Annotated in this window: 15 protein-coding genes; 6 read left to right on the forward strand and 9 right to left on the reverse strand. The window is 60.8% G+C overall.

What is annotated here, in order from left to right; genetic code table 11:
• Nucleotides 1-148 precede the first annotated feature (148 nt).
• Nucleotides 149-1,642 (reverse strand): cryptochrome/photolyase family protein, encoded by a 1,494-nt coding sequence (locus D1222_RS13420; protein ID WP_119454774.1) that lies wholly within the window; start codon nt 1,640-1,642, stop codon nt 149-151.
• A 101-nt stretch (nt 1,643-1,743) separates the two neighbouring features.
• Here D1222_RS13420 and D1222_RS13425 point away from each other — a divergent pair, with 101 nt between their 5' ends.
• The 3 genes from D1222_RS13425 to recR are packed head-to-tail and all read left to right on the forward strand — an operon-like array spanning nt 1,744 to nt 4,439.
• Complete coding sequence (locus D1222_RS13425; protein ID WP_119454775.1) at nt 1,744-3,498, forward strand: DNA polymerase III subunit gamma/tau; 1,755 nt, start codon at nt 1,744-1,746, stop codon at nt 3,496-3,498.
• A gap of 11 nt (nt 3,499-3,509) precedes the next feature.
• The gene (locus tag D1222_RS13430) at nt 3,510-3,833 is read left to right on the forward strand and encodes a YbaB/EbfC family nucleoid-associated protein (RefSeq protein ID WP_119378823.1); all 324 of its coding nucleotides are present in this window, start codon (nt 3,510-3,512) and stop codon (nt 3,831-3,833) included.
• Between the two features lie 6 nt (nt 3,834-3,839).
• Nucleotides 3,840-4,439, forward strand: a complete 600-nt coding sequence (gene recR, locus D1222_RS13435; RefSeq protein WP_119454776.1) for a recombination mediator RecR — start codon at nt 3,840-3,842, stop codon at nt 4,437-4,439.
• Nucleotides 4,440-4,570: 131 nt separating this feature from the next.
• Here recR and D1222_RS13440 read toward each other — a convergent pair whose 3' ends face one another.
• The 3 genes from D1222_RS13440 to D1222_RS13450 form a co-directional block, all read right to left on the reverse strand.
• Nucleotides 4,571-5,191, reverse strand: coding sequence for a glutathione S-transferase family protein (locus D1222_RS13440; RefSeq protein WP_119454777.1), 621 nt, complete (start codon nt 5,189-5,191; stop codon nt 4,571-4,573).
• 18 nt (nt 5,192-5,209) lie between these two features.
• Nucleotides 5,210-6,421, reverse strand: coding sequence for a PQQ-dependent sugar dehydrogenase (locus D1222_RS13445; RefSeq protein WP_119454778.1), 1,212 nt, complete (start codon nt 6,419-6,421; stop codon nt 5,210-5,212).
• A gap of 122 nt (nt 6,422-6,543) precedes the next feature.
• On the reverse strand, nt 6,544-9,444 hold the full coding sequence (locus D1222_RS13450) for a TonB-dependent receptor (RefSeq protein ID WP_233348767.1): 2,901 nt from the start codon (nt 9,442-9,444) through the stop codon (nt 6,544-6,546).
• Nucleotides 9,445-9,691: 247 nt separating this feature from the next.
• Between D1222_RS13450 and queC the strand changes: the two genes are divergently transcribed.
• From queC to D1222_RS13465, 3 genes are read left to right on the forward strand one after another with little or no spacing between them, the layout of a single operon-like run.
• Nucleotides 9,692-10,399, forward strand: coding sequence for a 7-cyano-7-deazaguanine synthase QueC (queC, locus tag D1222_RS13455; RefSeq protein ID WP_119454780.1), 708 nt, complete (start codon nt 9,692-9,694; stop codon nt 10,397-10,399).
• Entirely contained in the window at nt 10,378-11,049 is a 672-nt protein-coding gene (gene queE, locus D1222_RS13460) for a 7-carboxy-7-deazaguanine synthase (protein WP_119454781.1), read from the forward strand. Before queC ends, queE begins: the two co-directional genes overlap by 22 nt.
• Entirely contained in the window at nt 11,004-11,429 is a 426-nt protein-coding gene (locus D1222_RS13465; RefSeq protein ID WP_182481989.1) for a 6-pyruvoyl trahydropterin synthase family protein, read from the forward strand. The genes queE and D1222_RS13465 overlap by 46 nt, the downstream gene beginning before the upstream one ends.
• A 3-nt stretch (nt 11,430-11,432) precedes the next feature.
• On the opposite strand, the gene D1222_RS13470 is transcribed toward D1222_RS13465, so the two are convergent.
• From D1222_RS13470 to D1222_RS13490, 5 genes are all read right to left on the reverse strand, one after another.
• Nucleotides 11,433-11,915, reverse strand: coding sequence for a hypothetical protein (locus tag D1222_RS13470; protein ID WP_119454783.1), 483 nt, complete (start codon nt 11,913-11,915; stop codon nt 11,433-11,435).
• Between the two features lie 116 nt (nt 11,916-12,031).
• Nucleotides 12,032-12,730, reverse strand: a complete 699-nt coding sequence (locus D1222_RS13475; RefSeq protein WP_119454784.1) for a pirin family protein — start codon at nt 12,728-12,730, stop codon at nt 12,032-12,034.
• 126 nt (nt 12,731-12,856) lie between these two features.
• Nucleotides 12,857-13,774, reverse strand: coding sequence for an SDR family NAD(P)-dependent oxidoreductase (locus D1222_RS13480; protein ID WP_119454785.1), 918 nt, complete (start codon nt 13,772-13,774; stop codon nt 12,857-12,859).
• A gap of 150 nt (nt 13,775-13,924) precedes the next feature.
• Nucleotides 13,925-14,839, reverse strand: a complete 915-nt coding sequence (locus D1222_RS13485; RefSeq protein ID WP_119454786.1) for an oxygenase MpaB family protein — start codon at nt 14,837-14,839, stop codon at nt 13,925-13,927.
• A 74-nt stretch (nt 14,840-14,913) separates the two neighbouring features.
• A complete protein-coding gene (locus D1222_RS13490) occupies nt 14,914-15,897 on the reverse strand; it encodes an NAD(P)H-dependent flavin oxidoreductase (protein ID WP_119454787.1) in 984 nt (327 codons plus the stop codon).
• Between the last annotated feature and the right edge of the window lie 131 nt (nt 15,898-16,028).

The raw sequence follows: 16,028 nt of genomic DNA on the forward strand, positions 1-16,028 counted from the left end.
GGAGAGGGGGCAGGGGTGAGGGCGCCCAGGTAAGTGGTCGCTGCCAACCGTCGGCCAATCAGTGCCGTTTCAGCCCTCATCCCCGGCCCCCTCATGGTGAGCGAAGTCGAACCACTCCCGCAATCGGGAGAAGGGAGAAGAGAGAGTCCTACCCCAATCCCCGCAAGAAATTGGCCGCAGTCTTCAGATGCCGATCCCGCTTTTCGCCGTCCATCTTCTCGGCCATGGACACCATCATCGCCCAGCGTGGGTTGCCAGCCAGCTGCTCGCGGTTGCGCCAGATCCAGCGCCAGTAAAGGCCATCCCAGATATCGCACCAGTCGCCTATCTCATGGTTGCCCATCTTGCGGATATAGGCTGAGCCGGAGAAGTAAGGCTTCGTCGTGATGCGCCCGCCATCGGCATTCTGGCTCATCGCATAGGCGTTCGGCACCATGACCCAGTCATAGGAGTCAGCGAACATCTCCATGAACCATTTGTAGATATCGTCGGGGTCGATCTCGCAGATGAACATGAACCCGCCGAGCACCATCAACCGCTCGATATGGTGGCAGTATCCGGTCTTCAGGATGCGCTTGATGACATCGTCGATGGGGTCGATCCCCGTCTCGCCGGTCCAGAAGCTTTCCGGCAGGCGGCGCGTATGGCCCCAATGGTTGGTCGTGCGCATTGGCACGCCGATATCCTCATAGGTCGCGCGCATGAATTCCCGCCAGCCAATGACCTGACGGATAAAGCCCTCGGCCGAGTTCATCGGAATGTCTTTCGTCTCGATGAAGGCTTTCGCCGCATCCAGAACCAGCTGCGGGGTGAGCAGACCAATGTTCAGCATGGGCGTGATCGCCGAATGCCAAAGCAGGCTTTCGCCCTCCAGGATGGCGTCCTCATAAGGCCCGAACAGCTCGAACCGCTCATTCAGGAATGCGCCAAGCCAGCTCTCCGCATCCTCATGGCTGGTCGGCCAGTAGAGCTTGTCGAGGGAGCCATAATTATCGGGGAAGTCCTTTTCGACTGATTGCCGGGCCTCTTCCTCGATGTCGTCGGGTTCTCTTGGGGCAAGCTGGGGAACGCTGTCTCTCAGCTTTTTCGGCACCTTCTTGCGGTTCTCACCGTCAAAGCTCCACTGGTCGCCCTTTGGTTTGTCGCCATTCATGAGGACATCGAAATGACGGCGCTGGCGCTTGTAGAACTCGGCCTGGAACCAGGACTTGTTATCTTCCCGCCACGCCCGGTTCTCGCCCGGCGTATTGAGGAAGAGCGGTGTATTGATCAGGGTGAGGTCGAGGTCATGATCCTCGCAATAAGCCTTGAGGCGCTTTTCCAAGATGAAGTCAGACGGGTCGCAGGTGACGATCTCCTTGATCCCCGCCTTGGCAAGCCGTGCTATAAGAGGTTTCAGCAAAGGCTTGCCAGCCTCATAGCGGACATATTCAAATTCCGGCTTCAACCCTTCAAGCCGTTTGGCATAGCGCGCCATGCTTGCGCGGTGCAGCCAGAGCTTCTGCTTGTGAAAGGCCATGGGATATTGCCGGTCGCCGAAGAACAGTGTGTCCTCGACAAGGCAGATCCGGTCCGGGCGCTTGTCGAGCCCCGGATGGTGGTTGAACAGATGGTGCGGAAAGATCAGGAGTGCCTTGGTCATCGCAGGCTGGAGCTAGGTCGATCGGTTCACAGGCAAAGGCTGCAAAACCGCTGGCGCGCCATTGCCGAGATCCCCGAGTCCCTGCCATTAGTAAGTCACCGATGACTGATGAAACTGACCTTCCCGGCGACGATGAGCGCGATGACGCGACTTTCTCCATGTTTGCGGAGGAAGAAGCTGCCCCCGGTTCGGGTGGGCCGTCCTATCAGGTGCTGGCGCGCAAGTATCGCCCGAAGCTTTTCTCTGACCTGATCGGTCAGGAGGCGATGGTCCGCACGCTGCGCAACGCGTTCGAGCTTAATCGCATCGCCCACGCCTTCATGCTGACCGGCGTTCGCGGTGTCGGCAAGACGACGACGGCCCGGCTTCTGGCGCGCGCTTTCAATTATGAGGGTGAGGATCATCCAGGCCCGAGCCTCAAGCTCGACCCGACTGGTGAGCACTGCAAGGCGATCATGGAAAGCCGCCATCCCGATGTGCTGGAGCTTGATGCCGCTTCCCGCACGGGTGTGGCAGACATGCGCGACCTTCTCGACGGGGTGCGCTATTCGCCCGTCTCGGCGCGCTACAAGGTCTATATCATCGACGAAGTTCACATGCTCTCGACGGCGAGCTTCAATGCGCTTCTGAAGACGCTGGAAGAGCCGCCGCCGCATGTGAAGTTCATCTTCGCGACGACTGAAATCCGCAAAGTGCCCGTAACGGTGCTGTCGCGCTGTCAGCGCTTTGATCTCAAACGCCTCGATACGGGCGAGCTTGCCGCCCATCTCGGCAAGATCGCTGGCCGCGAAGGCGCGAAGATTTCCGAAGAGGGCATCACACTTATTGCGCGGGCCGCTGAAGGGTCCGTCCGTGACGGTCTTTCCATCCTCGATCAGGCCATCGTGCAGGGCCTCGATGGAGGCGAGATTACAGGCGCTGCGGTGCGCGACATGCTGGGCCTCGGCGACCGGCTTCGCCTGCTCGATGCGTTTGAATATGCGGTGACCGGTAAGGCGAGCGAGGCGGTGAGCGAGATCACTGACCAGATACAGATCGGCGCCGACCCGCTGATCCTGATGAAGGACCTGCTTGAGATCGCTGCTGATGTCGCGACGGTTCAGGCCATGGGCGATAACTATACGCTGCCCGGCCCGTCTGACTGGACGACGCGGACCCGTCAGATCGCCGATAGCGTCACCCCGGCGCAGGCCCAGCGCAACTGGCAGATACTGCTATCGGGCTATCGCGACACGCAAAGTGCGCCAGAGGCGGACGTCGCCCTGCGCATGGTGATCCTGCGTCTCGTGACGGCGGCGGGCCTGCCGTCGCCAGAAGATGCGGCCCGGATGATCGCCGAAGGCGGCGGCAGCGGCGGCTCCAGCGCGCGCGGTAAGGGCGGCAAGTCCGACCCGAATGTCGTGCCTGTGGGCGGCGACCCGGGCGCGCGCCTCTCAAAGTTCGAAGACGTGCTCGACCTTCTGGAAAAAGAGCGCGAGCCTGTCCTCTGGGGCGAGGCGAAGGCCTATATCCGCCCATCCGTTTTTGCCGATGGTACGATCAGCTGCGACCTGAAAGACGGCGCACCGGTCGATCTGCTGCGCCGGCTGACAGACTTCCTCGAGATTGCCACCGGCCATGAGTGGGACGTCAGCACCAAGCGCGGCGAGACGCCGGGCGAAACCATCAGCGAGCGCGAGGACCGGCTGAAGCGTGAGCGGATCGAAGCAGTAAAGGCCGACACGGATGTCGCCGCCGCGATCAGCGCCATTCCCGGCCTCACGATTCTGGACGTGCGCGGCAGCGATACACTTGAAGAGCCCGTCGCTGAGGACAATGTCGTCCCCTTGCGCGTTGCCAATCAAAGGAAAGGCTAGGTCCCGTGGGTATGAAAGACCTCTCAAAGATCATGCAGCAGGCCCAGGAGATGCAGGCCAAGATGCAGGAAGCCCAGCAGAAGATCGAACAGATCGAAGCTGAAGGCATTGCAGGCGCTGGCCTCGTCAAGGTTCGCCTGCGCGGCAAGGGCGAAATGGTCAGCCTCAGCATCGACCCGTCCCTTCTGGAAGACGAAGCCGAGATCATCGAAGACCTGGTCAAGGCGGCGCACGGCGATGCGCGCAAACGCCTCGACGAGGAAATGGAAAAGGCCATGAAGGAAGCCACATCCGGCTTTGGCGGCATGATGCCCGGCTTCAAGATGCCGTTCTAAGCTTCAATGAGCCAGAAGAGCGCCGGACCTGAAATCCTGAAAATGATCGAGCTGATCGGGAAGCTTCCCGGTCTAGGCCCGCGCTCGGCCCGGCGCGCGGCGCTGCACTTGTTGAAACGCAAGGACCAGCTGCTGATGCCACTCGCGGATGCGCTCGCCGAGGCCGGTAACCGGATCGAACAGTGCAAGACGTGCGGGAATTACGACACACTGCAGCCATGCGCCGTGTGCCAAAATACAGGCCGGGACGACAGCGTCATCTGCGTGGTTGAGGATGTGCCGGACCTCTGGGCGCTGGAGCGCGCGAGCGCCTTTCGCGGGCGCTATCATGTGCTTGGCGGCGTGCTCTCACCGCTCGACGGCGTGGAGCCTGAAGACCTGACCATCGGCATGCTGGTCGACCGGGTCAAAGGCGGCGAGGTCAAGGAAGTGATCTTCGCGCTAAGCGCCACGCTCGACGGGCAGATCACTGTCGACTATGTGCGCGACCAGCTGGAAGGCCTGGACGTGACCACCACGCGGCTCGCCCAGGGCGTGCCGCATGGCGGTGAGCTTGATCATCTGGATGAAGGTACGCTGGCAGCCGCAATGCGCTCGCGGCGTTAGGTGCCGTCCCACCCTAACCCTTCCCAGAGGGGAGGGAATACCGTTTCGCAGAGCTTTGAACTTGCGCCCCCCATTGTGAGCATCGCCCCCTCCCCGCGGGCGGGGAGGGTCGGGGTGGGGAACCGAGTGCGCTACTCGACAGCGCGTTCCTTGGCGCGCTTCCAAGCAGGGCGTTCCATGTTGCGCTGATAATAGGCCTGCAGGTTCTTGTAGGGGCCGAGCTCGCCAAGCCGCTCGGCCATGTTGCAGATATAGGTGACGCCGATATCTGGCGCCTGGAAGGTATCGCCGAGGATGAACTCACGGCCTTCAAGCTGCTTGTCGAGCAGGCCGAGATGGAGTGGCACCTCGCCATCGGCAAACGCCTTGTGAACCGGAGAAGGATTGTCGCCTTCGCGCGCCTGCAGCATCCGCATGAAGAGCGGCAGGAAGGCAGAGCCCTCCGGATAGTGCAGCCAGCGCTGGAATTCGGCCCAGGCCTGCTTGTCGCTGCGCGGCGGGGCGAGTTTGCCGTCCGGGTCGTAATGGTCGACGAGATAGGCAGCGATGGCGCCGGACTCGGTCATCATGACGCCGTCGATTTCGAGGGTCGGCGACTTGCCGAGCGGGGTGGCTTCTTTCAGGTCTTCCTGCGCACGGAAAGTCTGCGGATGGCGATGATAGACCTTCAGCTCGTAGTCGAGGCCAAGCTCTTCCAGCAGCCAGACAGTGAAGATCGAGCGCCCGATGCGCAGGTGGTGGAGAATGATCATAAAAGTGGCTCCTGTGGCCTATTCGTTTCGGTCGATGCGGTAGACGACGCCGTCCATATTGGCGGTCGCCGCATAGAGATTGCCGTCCGGGCCGATGGCGACATCGCGGAAGGGAATTTCGAGATCGGCCATGAGGTCGGCCTGACCGGTTACGTTGCCTTCCTCGTCCAGCATGATGTGGACGAGCTTCTGGCCGCGCGGGCCGTTCATGGCGCCGACGATGAGGTCGCCGTCCCACTCAGACCAGACATCGCCGCTGACAAGCGCCATGCCCGACGGGGCGATCGAAGGCACCCATTTGACGACAGGCTGCTCCATGCCGGGCGCTTCAGTGTCTTCGGTGATGATGGTGCCGTCATAGTTCACACCATAGGTGATGGCCGGCCAGCCATAATTATTGCCGGCTTCGATCCGGTTCAGCTCATCGCCGCCCTTCGGCCCGTGCTCATGCGCCCAGAGCGTCTCGCGGGCTTCATCCCAGACGAGGCCCTGCACGTTGCGATGGCCATAGCTCCAGACGCCCGGCATGCCGCCTTCGCCGTCGATGAAGGGATTATCCTCCGGGAAAGAGCCATCCGTGTTCAGGCGGACGATCGTGCCGTGATAGTTCTGGGGGTTCTGGGCTTCTTCCATATAGCGGAAGCCCTCGCCGAGCGTGATGATGAGCGTGCCATCGGGCAGGAAGGCAAGCCGCCCGCCATAATGGTGGGAGGTTTCGCGCGGCGCGCCGGTGAAGATTTCCTGCACATCGGTCAGCTCGCTCGCATCATCCGACAGGACGCCGGAGACGACGGCGGTGGTGTTCTCTTCGGCCGTGCCCTTGGCGAAAGCGAGGTAGAGCTTGCGATTGCTCGCGAAGTCCGGGTCGAGCGCCATGGCGAAATAGCCGCCTTGTGCATTCACATGCGCTTCGGGCGTCCCGGCGACAGGCTCTGGCAGAAGCTCGCCATCGCGAACCAGGCGAATGGCGCCGCTGCGTTCGGTGACGAGCATGGAGCCATCAGGCAGGAAGAGCATGTCCCACGGGAATTCGAGGCCTTCGGCAACCGGCGTCAGGCGGAAGCCATCTTCGCTAATGATGGCTTCGGGGGAGGCGTCGCCTGCCTCGGCGTTTTCGCTCTCAACCGCTGAACTGTCTGCGTCCTCGACCGGGGTTGTTGGCTCGCTGTCGGGCTGGGAACAGGCCGCTGCGAGGATGAGGGCGCTCGCCGTCAATGCCAGGAATTTCATGGTCTCTCCGATGACTGTCTGGGGCTTAATCTAGGCCCTCGGGCGGGCAACGCAAATGAGGGACGCAAAGAAAAAGGGCGGCCCTTTCGAGACCGCCCTTCCTGTTTGGGTTTCAGACCTGACTACCAGCTCTTGCGGAGACGGACACCGTAGAGGCGCGGCTCGGTCAGGAAGATGTTCGAGAACAGGCCGGAGCTGTCATCGGTGAGGTAGCGGCCGGTGATGACCTCCTCATCGGTGACGTTCTTGCCGAAGATCTCGAACTCGAGGCCTTTCTCGTCATTGAAGAAGACGAGCGCCAGGTTGAGGTTGTTCCAGCTTTCCAGCTCGTCACCCGTGGTGTTCCAGACGCGGCTGAAGCTGTCGCCCTGGTAGTAGTAGTCACCGCGGATACGGGCATCCCATGCCCCGCCGAAGATACCTTCGAAGGTGTATTCGGCACCGAGGCTGAACGTCGTTTCCGGCGCGCCTGGGATGGAGTTGCCGTCAAGGTCCTTCGCGTCACCATCGAATGGCGTGAGGCCACCAATGGTCCGGGTCACACCGTTGGAGTCGGTGTAAGTGACCGTTGGCACACCGAAGGCGCCTTCAGCGCCAGCGAACGCGCCGACACAGAGACCTGCGGTCGAGCCAGGTGCGAGGGCACCAGCCTGGATTGCGCCGAGGATGGTCGCGTAACCCTGCGCCGAGACAACACAGTTCGAATAGGTCTGTGCGTTCTTCAGCGTGATCAGGTCAGCGCGGCCATTGGTGCGGTCAAGCACGTCGATCGCGAAGGTGTCCTGGATCTCGGTGTCGAGAAGGCCGAGATTGGCATTGATGACGAAGGTCGATGCCGGGTTCCAGATCGTCTCGACTTCAAAACCTTGCAGCTTTGCGTCGATGTTGAAGTTCGCAGATGAGCGGTTCACGATCTGCGTGATCTGGTAGCCTTCATAGTTGTAGTAGAAGCCCGTCGCGTTCAGCTGCAGGGCACCTGAAGCAAGCGTGTTCTTCGTACCGATTTCGTAGGAGTCGATGAACTCCGGATCGAAGGTCTGCGGGAAGTTCGACGCACCGGCTGGTTGCGGTGGGTTGATGCCGCCGCCCTTATAGCCGCGCGAGTAGAAGCCGTAGATCAGCGTGTCATCGGTGAAGCTGAAATCAGGCTGCCAGTCGAGACCGATACGGCCGGTGGTTTCCTCGAAAGCGACATTGTAGGTGCCGTCGCCAGCATCATCATTGTCGTTGCCAGGAATTGGCTGCGGCGCGAGGTTGGCTGGCGCACCACCGGTCGGCACGAAGAGCGCCGTCGGGATGTTGTCCTGCTCCTTCTGGTCATCGGTATAGCGAAGGCCGATGGTCAGCTGAAGATCGTCCGTCAGGTCGAAATAGCCTTCACCGAAGACGGCGAAAGATTCGAGGCGGTAAGGTGACAGCGAGCGGAAGTAGTTACCGCCGAAGCCGCCGAAATTGCTGACCGGGCCAACCGAAGGACCGGCCGTATCGATTGGAACGATGCCGCCAAAGACGCCGCCGCCCGTTGCATTGTTGAACTGCGTCAGGGCTGTCAGCGTGTTCGAGAGAACGACGTAGCCAGCGGTCGGATCAGCTGGGTCGATGGCTTCAAAGTCGACCGAGATGGCGCCGAGATTGAAGTTGAAACGACCATCGAAGTCCGACTGGAGGCGAAGCTCGTGGGTGGTCTGCTCGCTGCCGCCGCCGGAGATGTCGAAGGTGCGGAAGGTATTCGACGCGCCAAGCTGAGGGTCATTCACGACGCCGCCCGGGAAGAGGGCGTTGTAAAGGTCAGCCGTCGGGCTGAGGCCCGGAGGAATCGCGGAAAGATCGTTGAAGGCAACGTTTGGCGCGATCTTGTTATAGTCCTCAACGGACACTGCCGAGGTCTCATTATAGCTGCCGAGATAGGTCAGCAGGAGAGAATCGGTGAGATCGAACTCAGCTTTCCAGGTGAAGAGTTCCTGGTCAGCCTTGTAGACCGGGTCGAAGGCCGACTCGATCTTGCGAAGATCCTGGATTAGAGGTGTGGTGAATGCGTCGCCGCTGAGGAGACCAGCAGCAATACCGAGGCCACCGCCGAGCGTACCGGCAGAGTTCACACGGTCTCTAGACTGGCTGAGGGAAGCCTCCTGACAGCCAAGGGTCGTGTAGATCTGGTCAGCACTGTTGATTGGGATGTTTGCAAAGCTCGTGAGGAACGGGTCCTTGTCACAGAGCTGCTTGCCGGAACGAAGACGCGAATCGTCTTCCTCGAAATAGTCGTAGGAGACCCAGCCGCGGAGGCGGTCGGTTGGCTCTACGGCGAGCGTGGCGCGGAAGCCGTAGAGATCACGGTCATCAATGTCGTTGCCGGTGATGACGTTGTCGACATAGCCGTCGCGCTGGAGGAGCGAGCCTGCAACGCGGAAAGCAGCCTTCTCACCGAGCGGGATGTTCAGCATGCCCTTGGCTTTGAAGGTGTTGTAGTTGCCGTAGGTGAGGTTCAGGTCAGCCTGGAATTCCTCGAAAACCGGCTTTGCGGTGATGACGTTGATCACGCCGCCCGTGGCGTTACGGCCGTAAAGCGTACCTTGCGGGCCGCGCAGGGTTTCGACGCGTTCTACGTCGTAGAATTCAGCCTCGAAGAGGCGGTTGGCGGTCAGCGGCACATCGTTCTGGTGGACACCCACGCCAGCGTCACCGGACTGGGCGACGAGGTCGGCGCCGATGCCGCGGATCTTGAAGTTGTACGAGCCGCCGAAGTTGCCCTTGGTGAACGAGACGTTCGGGATAGAGCGGACAAGGTCAGGGCCGCCGGTCAGCTGAAGCTTTTCGAGCGCTTCTTCATCGAAGGCCGACACTGCAATTGGAACGTCCTGAATGGATTCTTCAGTCTTCTGCGTGGTCACGAGAACCGTACCAAGCGTGCGGCGGACCTCAACGTCGCCGCCTTCCTGCGCGGCCGCGACCGGCGCAAGCATGCTGAGCGCGATCGCCGAGGCGCCGGCCAGCATCAGATACTTTTCGGGTGTCTTTTTAGTCATCTCAACTCCTCCCAGATGAGCGGCCATTCTGGTCGACCGTCTCATTGATTGCGTTTCCTCATGGGCCGACTTTTTTGTTTTTGGTCGTGCCCCACTGGATAGTTGATCGGTAGATGTGACAATTTGTCAACAACTTACTCGGCGTACGGGAAGTTGAATATTCGCCGTGTTTTTTAGGTAACTGGGGGCTGACCTTAAGGAAGGTTTAGCTTGGAGCGACATGGTGGCTCTGCTATCTGCCCGGGTTATGAGCCAGTCATCATCAGCACTTGTCCTGTTTTCCGGCGGACAGGATTCCACGACGTGTCTCGCGTCCGCCCTCAAGCGCTATCGTCACGTTGAAACCGTGGGATTCGATTATGGCCAGCGCCATCGCGTGGAGCTGGATGCGCGAGAGCATGTGCTGACCGCGATTCGTCAGGACTTTCCGCAATGGGCAGATCGGCTCGGCGAGGACCATCTGATCGACCTTGGCGTCCTCGGCCAGATTAGCGAAACCTCGCTCACCCGCGAGACCGAAATCACAGAGGATGAGGACGGCCTTCCATCGACATTCGTGCCGGGTCGCAATCTCATCTTCCTGACGCTTTCGGCCGCGCTGGCCTGGCGCCGCGGGATCGACGTGATCATCGGCGGCATGTGCGAGACGGACTATTCCGGCTATCCGGACTGCCGTCGCGACACGATCGATGCGCAGCAGAAGGCGCTGTCGCTGGGCATGGACCGGCAGTTCACCCTCAAGACACCGCTCATGTGGCTCGACAAGGCTGAGACATGGCAACTCGCCTATGACATAGGCGGCGACGCGCTTGTCGATCTTATCGTCGACAAGACCCATAGCTGTTATATGGGTGACCATCGCACCCGCCATGACTGGGGCTATGGATGCGGTGACTGTCCAGCCTGCGACCTGCGTGCCAAGGGCTATCGCAAATGGCGGGAGCGCCAGAAGTGAAAACCTATTCCGTGAAAGAGGCCTATGTGACCTTGCAGGGTGAGGGCGCACAGACCGGGCGTGCGGCTGTCTTCCTGCGCTTTGCTGGGTGCAATTTGTGGAGCGGCCTGGAGCGCGACCGCGACAGCGCGGTCTGCAAGTTCTGCGACACAGATTTTGTCGGCACGGACGGCGAAAATGGCGGCAAGTTCAAAGGCGCAGATGCGCTGGCCGATCATGTTGTTTCCGTGTGGCGGGAGAAAACCGGCGAAAGCGGCGCCCAAGGCTACGTCGTCTGTACGGGCGGCGAGCCGCTGCTGCAGCTGGACGAGGCGGCGATTGCTGCGCTGCATGCCCGCGGCTTTGAGGTTGGCGTAGAGACAAACGGGACCCTGCCTGCGCCATCAAGCCTCGACTGGGTCTGCGTGTCGCCCAAGGCGAATTCTGATATCGTGCAGCTTCGCGGCAATGAGCTGAAACTCGTCTATCCGCAGCCAGAGCTGGAGGCGCAGCCGGAGCGTTTTGCTGCGCTGCAGTTCGAACACTTCTTCCTTCAGCCCAAAGATGATAACAGGCAGGCCGAAAACATCGCGGCTGCGGCCGATTACTGTATGAAGCATCCGGAATGGCGACTGAGCTTACAAACCCACAAACTGATCGGGCTGCCCTGAGCCCGTCAGGCGAAGTGTTCGAGATCTCGAAGGCGGTGACCTTTGAGGCTGCGCATTTCATGGGCGGAAAGCCTGAAGGGCATCCGTATCGCAACCTGCATGGGCATTCCTTTCGCCTAGAAGCTGCTGTCAAAGGCCGCGTGAAGCCGGGTGAGGAATGGGTCGAGGATTTCAGCAAGCTGACCGAGGCGCTTAAGGCGACGGCAGAGAAGCTGGATCATTCGCTTCTGAACGAGATCGACGGTCTGTCAGTGCCGACGCTGGAGCGCATCTGCCTCTGGGCCGCGCGTGAGATCAAGGCAGAGCTTCCGGGCCTCAGCCGCATCACCCTGTCACGGCCGAGCCTCAATGAAAGCTGCACGCTGGAGCTTGGCCAGTAGCGCCTAGTCGAACGAGCCGGACAGCTCTTCTGCAAATTCCCGGGCAAAGCGGCGCGAGGCCCGTCCGGCATCACTCCAGACGCCGGCGGCGACGACCTGCGTGATGTCGTTTTCGAACCAGTCATATTCAAACTCACCAACCGGTGCGCCCGATGCGTCATAGGCAACGCCGTGAAGTTCCATGCCGCCCAGTGATTTGGAGCGCAGCATGTCGAGGCCCGGCCGGCGGCTCATCTGCTCCATGGTCGGGCGGTTCGGTTTCGCATCAATGATGGTCACGGTCACGCGGGCCGGATCAAGGTTTGCCTTGCCGAACTCGCGCTCAAGGTCGCCGCGAATGTCTTCGCTGAGCTTGTCGCCTTCTTTGACGCCATAATCGTCCTGAAGCTTCTCCTGAAACTCTGGCGAATAGGTGATCTGGATGTCGGTCGCCGCCGCGAACGGGGCGATCGCCAGTGCGGACAGGGCGATAAATGCGGTTTTCATGGGCTGACCTCCTTTGAAAGGTGCGCGCTGAGTATAACAGAAGAACGCGCCCGGCGAAGAAGGGGTTGCCGTGGAAGCTGCCACCCGCTCTCGCAGGCAGCAGCTTCTCGGGGGCTTTAGACAGTGTCGACGAACACAATCTCTGCGTCAGACACGCCGTTGATGGTGATCTTCTCGGGGCCAGTGATAGCGACGCCGTCGCGGGCATTGAGGCGGTCCTTGCCGTTGAGGTCGACCGACCCGTCTGCGAGGACGAGATAGCCATGGCGGCCTGCCGAAACGCTGTATTCCAGCGTCTCACCGGCCTTCACGGTTGCACCAAGCACCTTGGCGTCCTGACGGATTGGCAGAGCTTCGTCGCTCTCGTCGCCGCTCGCGAGGACAGCCCACGACCCCGACCGGTCCGCCTTCGGGAATTTACGCGCACCCCAGCCGGGTTCGCCGCCTGCCGTGGCTGGCTCGATCCAGATCTGGAAGAGGGTGGTTTCCTCATTTTCGGCATTCCATTCAGAATGCTGCACACCGCGCCCGGCACTCATCACCTGGACGTCACCGGCTTCGGTGCGGCCCTTATTGCCCAGGGAATCCTGGTGCGTGATCGCGCCAGAGCGGACATAGGTGATGATCTCCATGTCCCGGTGGCCATGCGGCGGGAAGCCGGTCTGGGGACGGATCTTGTCGTCGTTCCAGACGCGTAGCTTGCCGTGGCCCATGCGGGACGGGTCGTAATATTGCGAGAAAGAGAAATGATAATGGGCATCGAGCCACTCATTCCTGAATGCACCGAGCCCTGTGAAACGTCTGATATCGATCATGGGTCATCTCCGGTTTTGTGTTCCGGACACAGAAATGGCGCGGCATCGCTGCCGCGCCAATGGGGTGCTGGGCACATGACTTATGCAGCGTCCGAATGAATGGACGCTGCCAGGAAAGCCAGGGCCTTAGATTGGTTCGTATGGGAAGACCGTGGTCGTGGCGCCCATGTCCATGAAGCTACCCTTCATGCTCGGCAGACCCTGATCGAGCAGCGTCTCTGGAGTCCAGCCTTCGAGACGGGCAACTGATTTCACCGGACGTGGCTGGTCGAAAAGGATGACCTCATTGCCGCGAACCGAGAAGATCTGACCGGAGACGTCCTTGGACTTGTCGGCGCAAAGGGCGACAGCGAGCTGAGCGACCTGATCGGCGCGCATGCCGTTCTTCATGCGCTCAACGCGTTCCCGGCCTGCTTCATCCTTTACAGGGATGGAGGCGATCATGCGGGTCCATGCGAATGGCGCGATGACGTTGGAGCGAACATTCTTGCGCTCACCTTCCATGGCGATGATGCGCGACAGGCTGGCAATGCCGAGCTTGGCGGCGCCATAGTTTGCCTGGCCGATATTGCCGATGAGGCCGGTCGTCGAGGTGAAGAGGACGTAAGAGCCGTCTTCCTGGTCGCGGAACTCGTTAATCGACGCGCGGGTCACGTTGAACGAGCCGTGAAGGTGAACATCGATGACGGCTTTCCAGTCGTCTTCCGACATCTTGTGGAACATGCCGTCACGCAGGATGCCGGCCGGGTTCATGATGCCGTGCAGGCCGCCAAACTCATCCTTGGCCTGTTCGATCATGCCTTCGACGGCCTTATAGTCGGTCACGCTGTCGGAGTTCGAAACAGCTTCGCCGCCTGCTGCGCGGATTTCCTGAGCAACCTTCTCGGCCGGGCCGGCACTGCCAGCATCGTCGCCCGTAAGCGTGCCGCCAAGATCGTTGACGACGACTTTTGCGCCTGCCTTAGCTGCGAGCAGCGCACATTCCTTGCCGATGCCATTACCGCCACCGGTGACCAGGATCACTTTTCCGTCGAGTACGCCCATGAATTTCCTCCTCAATCGCTTTGTTCAAAAGGGTTGGATGCGTTCCAACACCCTCAGGCAAAACTTGGCAAGTCGATTGAGGGAGACCTATCGCCGCTGCAGGCAAAAAGGGTCAGGGCTGCAGCGGCGATTTCTCCCCCGGAGAGAGGCTTATTCGGCGGCGACCTGCGCGGCGCCATGTTCCGCCATGAGGCGAGCCTTGGCGCTCTCGCTTTTCCAGGCGAAATTCCATGGCAGACCGAGCCGGACGGCAGCGTCGGCAGGCGGGCTGCCTTTGACGGGCGTATGCTCTGCCACCCGGCCCATGGCTTTCACGGCAAGGGCTGAGACGGGGTTGAGGTTGTATTCCTTGCCGAGCTCCAGACGGTCGCGCACCGATGATGGCAGGATGGAGACAGAGGCATTCGCGAGGGCCCGGTGCAGCGCCTTTGGAACGTTGCGGGCGGCCTGCCCAGATTTGATGATGTCGAGGAACTCGGTGTTGATCGGGTGCGGTTCAAACCGGGGCAGGAGGCCAGCCAGCATGGCGTCGAAATCTTCGGGTTTGCGCAGCGGGCTCTCGACGCCGTAGAGGCGAGCGACGTCAACGCCTTCCTCGTAGAAGCGGCACTTTTCTTCATAGGAAAGCGGTTGCACGAAGCGGTCATAGGCTGTCAGGAAGCCGTAGCCAGCGGTCGCGCTGACCCAGTCGAGTAGCTCCACGTCCAGTGCCTTGTAGGCCTCACCGGATGGGGTCGTGCCCTCGACCTTGGCATGCATGTTGGTCACGCCCTGAATGATGCGACGTGCGGCGCTGGCCGGGCCGTACACACCGACCATGGCGGCCATGCCGGTCCGTTGAGAGCGGCCGATAGGGTCGGTCTTGAAGACCGAATGATCCCAGACACCAGAGCGGATACGGGCATCTGCGAATTCGAGAAGAACAGCAGCGACACCGCCAATGGCAAGCGCGATCGGGTTCTTGAAGACGCGCCAGGAAACGGAATCAGGTGCGGCATAGGCCGCTTCGCCCTCAGGCGTGGTGAAGTCTACTTTCCAGCCCAGATACGATTTCAGTTTCTGCATGGGTCCTGTCCTTCCGGCGATTGGCACCGTTCAAAATTAGAACGTGTACTAAATAATCGCCGGAAGGGTCAGGCTCAAGCTATCACTTCTGAGCGGTAGCCCGCGACTTTCGCGATGCTGGCATCGGCTTCGGCGATAATGCGCTCGACGATATCCTTTACAGGCAGGACGTCTTTCACGCCGCCTGCGGACTGGCCCATGGCGAAGCAGGACGTGTCCGCATTGAGCTTGGCTTCGTCAGTGATGCCGCCAATACCGCCGATCACGCCGGTCTTGTTGGAGTGGATTGCCTGATGCGGGAAGGGCTGGATGTCCTCCGGGCGGCTTTCCCAGTCGAGGATATAGTCATTGGTGCGGCAGCGCATCGGCTTGCCGGAATAACAGCGCGTGCGGGTCGTATCGGTATCGCCTGCGCCAACGACAGTCTGCTTGTAGAGGTTTGCCGCGTGCGCCTCTTCCGAAGCGATGAAGCGTGTGCCCATCCAGACGCCTACAGCGCCAAGGGCTAGAGACGCCGCAAGGCCGCGGCCGTCATAGATGCCGCCTGCGGCAATGACGGGAATGTCGACAGCTTCAACGGCTTGGGCGACCAGCGGCATGGTGCCGACAAGACCGGTATGGCCACCACCTTCGCCGCCTTGCAGGATGACGGCGTCACAGCCTGCCTGCTCGGCCTTGATGGCGTGCTTCACGGCGCCGCCAACGACCATGACTTTCAGGCCGGCCTTTTTCAGCTTCTCCATGATCGGCATGGGCACGCCAAGACCAGCAACGAAGCTGTCGGCGCCGCCATTGATGATGACATCGACGGATTCTTCGAGGCTTTCCGGCGAGGCGGCGAGAAGGTCTACGCCGAAAGGCTGGTCCGTCAGCTGGCGGACCTTCTTCATCTGTTCAGCGATGAAATCCGGCGTCGTGCCAGCCATGCCGAGGACGCCATAGCCACCGGCATTCGACATGGCGGCGGCAAGCTCGGCGTACGAGACGCCGCCCATGCCGGCGAGCATGATCGGGTATTTCACGCCCAGAAAATCGCAAAGCGGTGTGTGCAGGCTCATCGTATGTTCTCCCAAAGTATCTTGGGCGCCATCAATGCGCTCTCAGGCCGGTTTGTGAAGTCGTCTCGCGACGGCAGGATGAGAGTGTTAACGCCGCCGCCCGGAACCAATCGCCGCTTCACCGATTATTT

Source organism: Henriciella algicola (assembly GCF_003576245.1).
Taxonomy (GTDB): Bacteria; Pseudomonadota; Alphaproteobacteria; order Caulobacterales; family Hyphomonadaceae; genus Henriciella; species Henriciella algicola.

Coding starts and splice junctions, on each gene's coding strand:
- D1222_RS13420 (WP_119454774.1), bottom strand. CDS start 1,642: ATGACCAAGGCACTCCTGATCTTTCCGCACCATCTGTTCAACCACCAT.
- D1222_RS13425 (WP_119454775.1), top strand. CDS start 1,744: ATGACTGATGAAACTGACCTTCCCGGCGACGATGAGCGCGATGACGCG.
- D1222_RS13430 (WP_119378823.1), top strand. CDS start 3,510: ATGAAAGACCTCTCAAAGATCATGCAGCAGGCCCAGGAGATGCAGGCC.
- recR (WP_119454776.1), top strand. CDS start 3,840: ATGAGCCAGAAGAGCGCCGGACCTGAAATCCTGAAAATGATCGAGCTG.
- D1222_RS13440 (WP_119454777.1), bottom strand. CDS start 5,191: ATGATCATTCTCCACCACCTGCGCATCGGGCGCTCGATCTTCACTGTC.
- D1222_RS13445 (WP_119454778.1), bottom strand. CDS start 6,421: ATGAAATTCCTGGCATTGACGGCGAGCGCCCTCATCCTCGCAGCGGCC.
- D1222_RS13450 (WP_233348767.1), bottom strand. CDS start 9,444: ATGACTAAAAAGACACCCGAAAAGTATCTGATGCTGGCCGGCGCCTCG.
- queC (WP_119454780.1), top strand. CDS start 9,692: ATGAGCCAGTCATCATCAGCACTTGTCCTGTTTTCCGGCGGACAGGAT.
- queE (WP_119454781.1), top strand. CDS start 10,378: ATGGCGGGAGCGCCAGAAGTGAAAACCTATTCCGTGAAAGAGGCCTAT.
- D1222_RS13465 (WP_182481989.1), top strand. CDS start 11,004: ATGGCGACTGAGCTTACAAACCCACAAACTGATCGGGCTGCCCTGAGC.
- D1222_RS13470 (WP_119454783.1), bottom strand. CDS start 11,915: ATGAAAACCGCATTTATCGCCCTGTCCGCACTGGCGATCGCCCCGTTC.
- D1222_RS13475 (WP_119454784.1), bottom strand. CDS start 12,730: ATGATCGATATCAGACGTTTCACAGGGCTCGGTGCATTCAGGAATGAG.
- D1222_RS13480 (WP_119454785.1), bottom strand. CDS start 13,774: ATGGGCGTACTCGACGGAAAAGTGATCCTGGTCACCGGTGGCGGTAAT.
- D1222_RS13485 (WP_119454786.1), bottom strand. CDS start 14,839: ATGCAGAAACTGAAATCGTATCTGGGCTGGAAAGTAGACTTCACCACG.
- D1222_RS13490 (WP_119454787.1), bottom strand. CDS start 15,897: ATGAGCCTGCACACACCGCTTTGCGATTTTCTGGGCGTGAAATACCCG.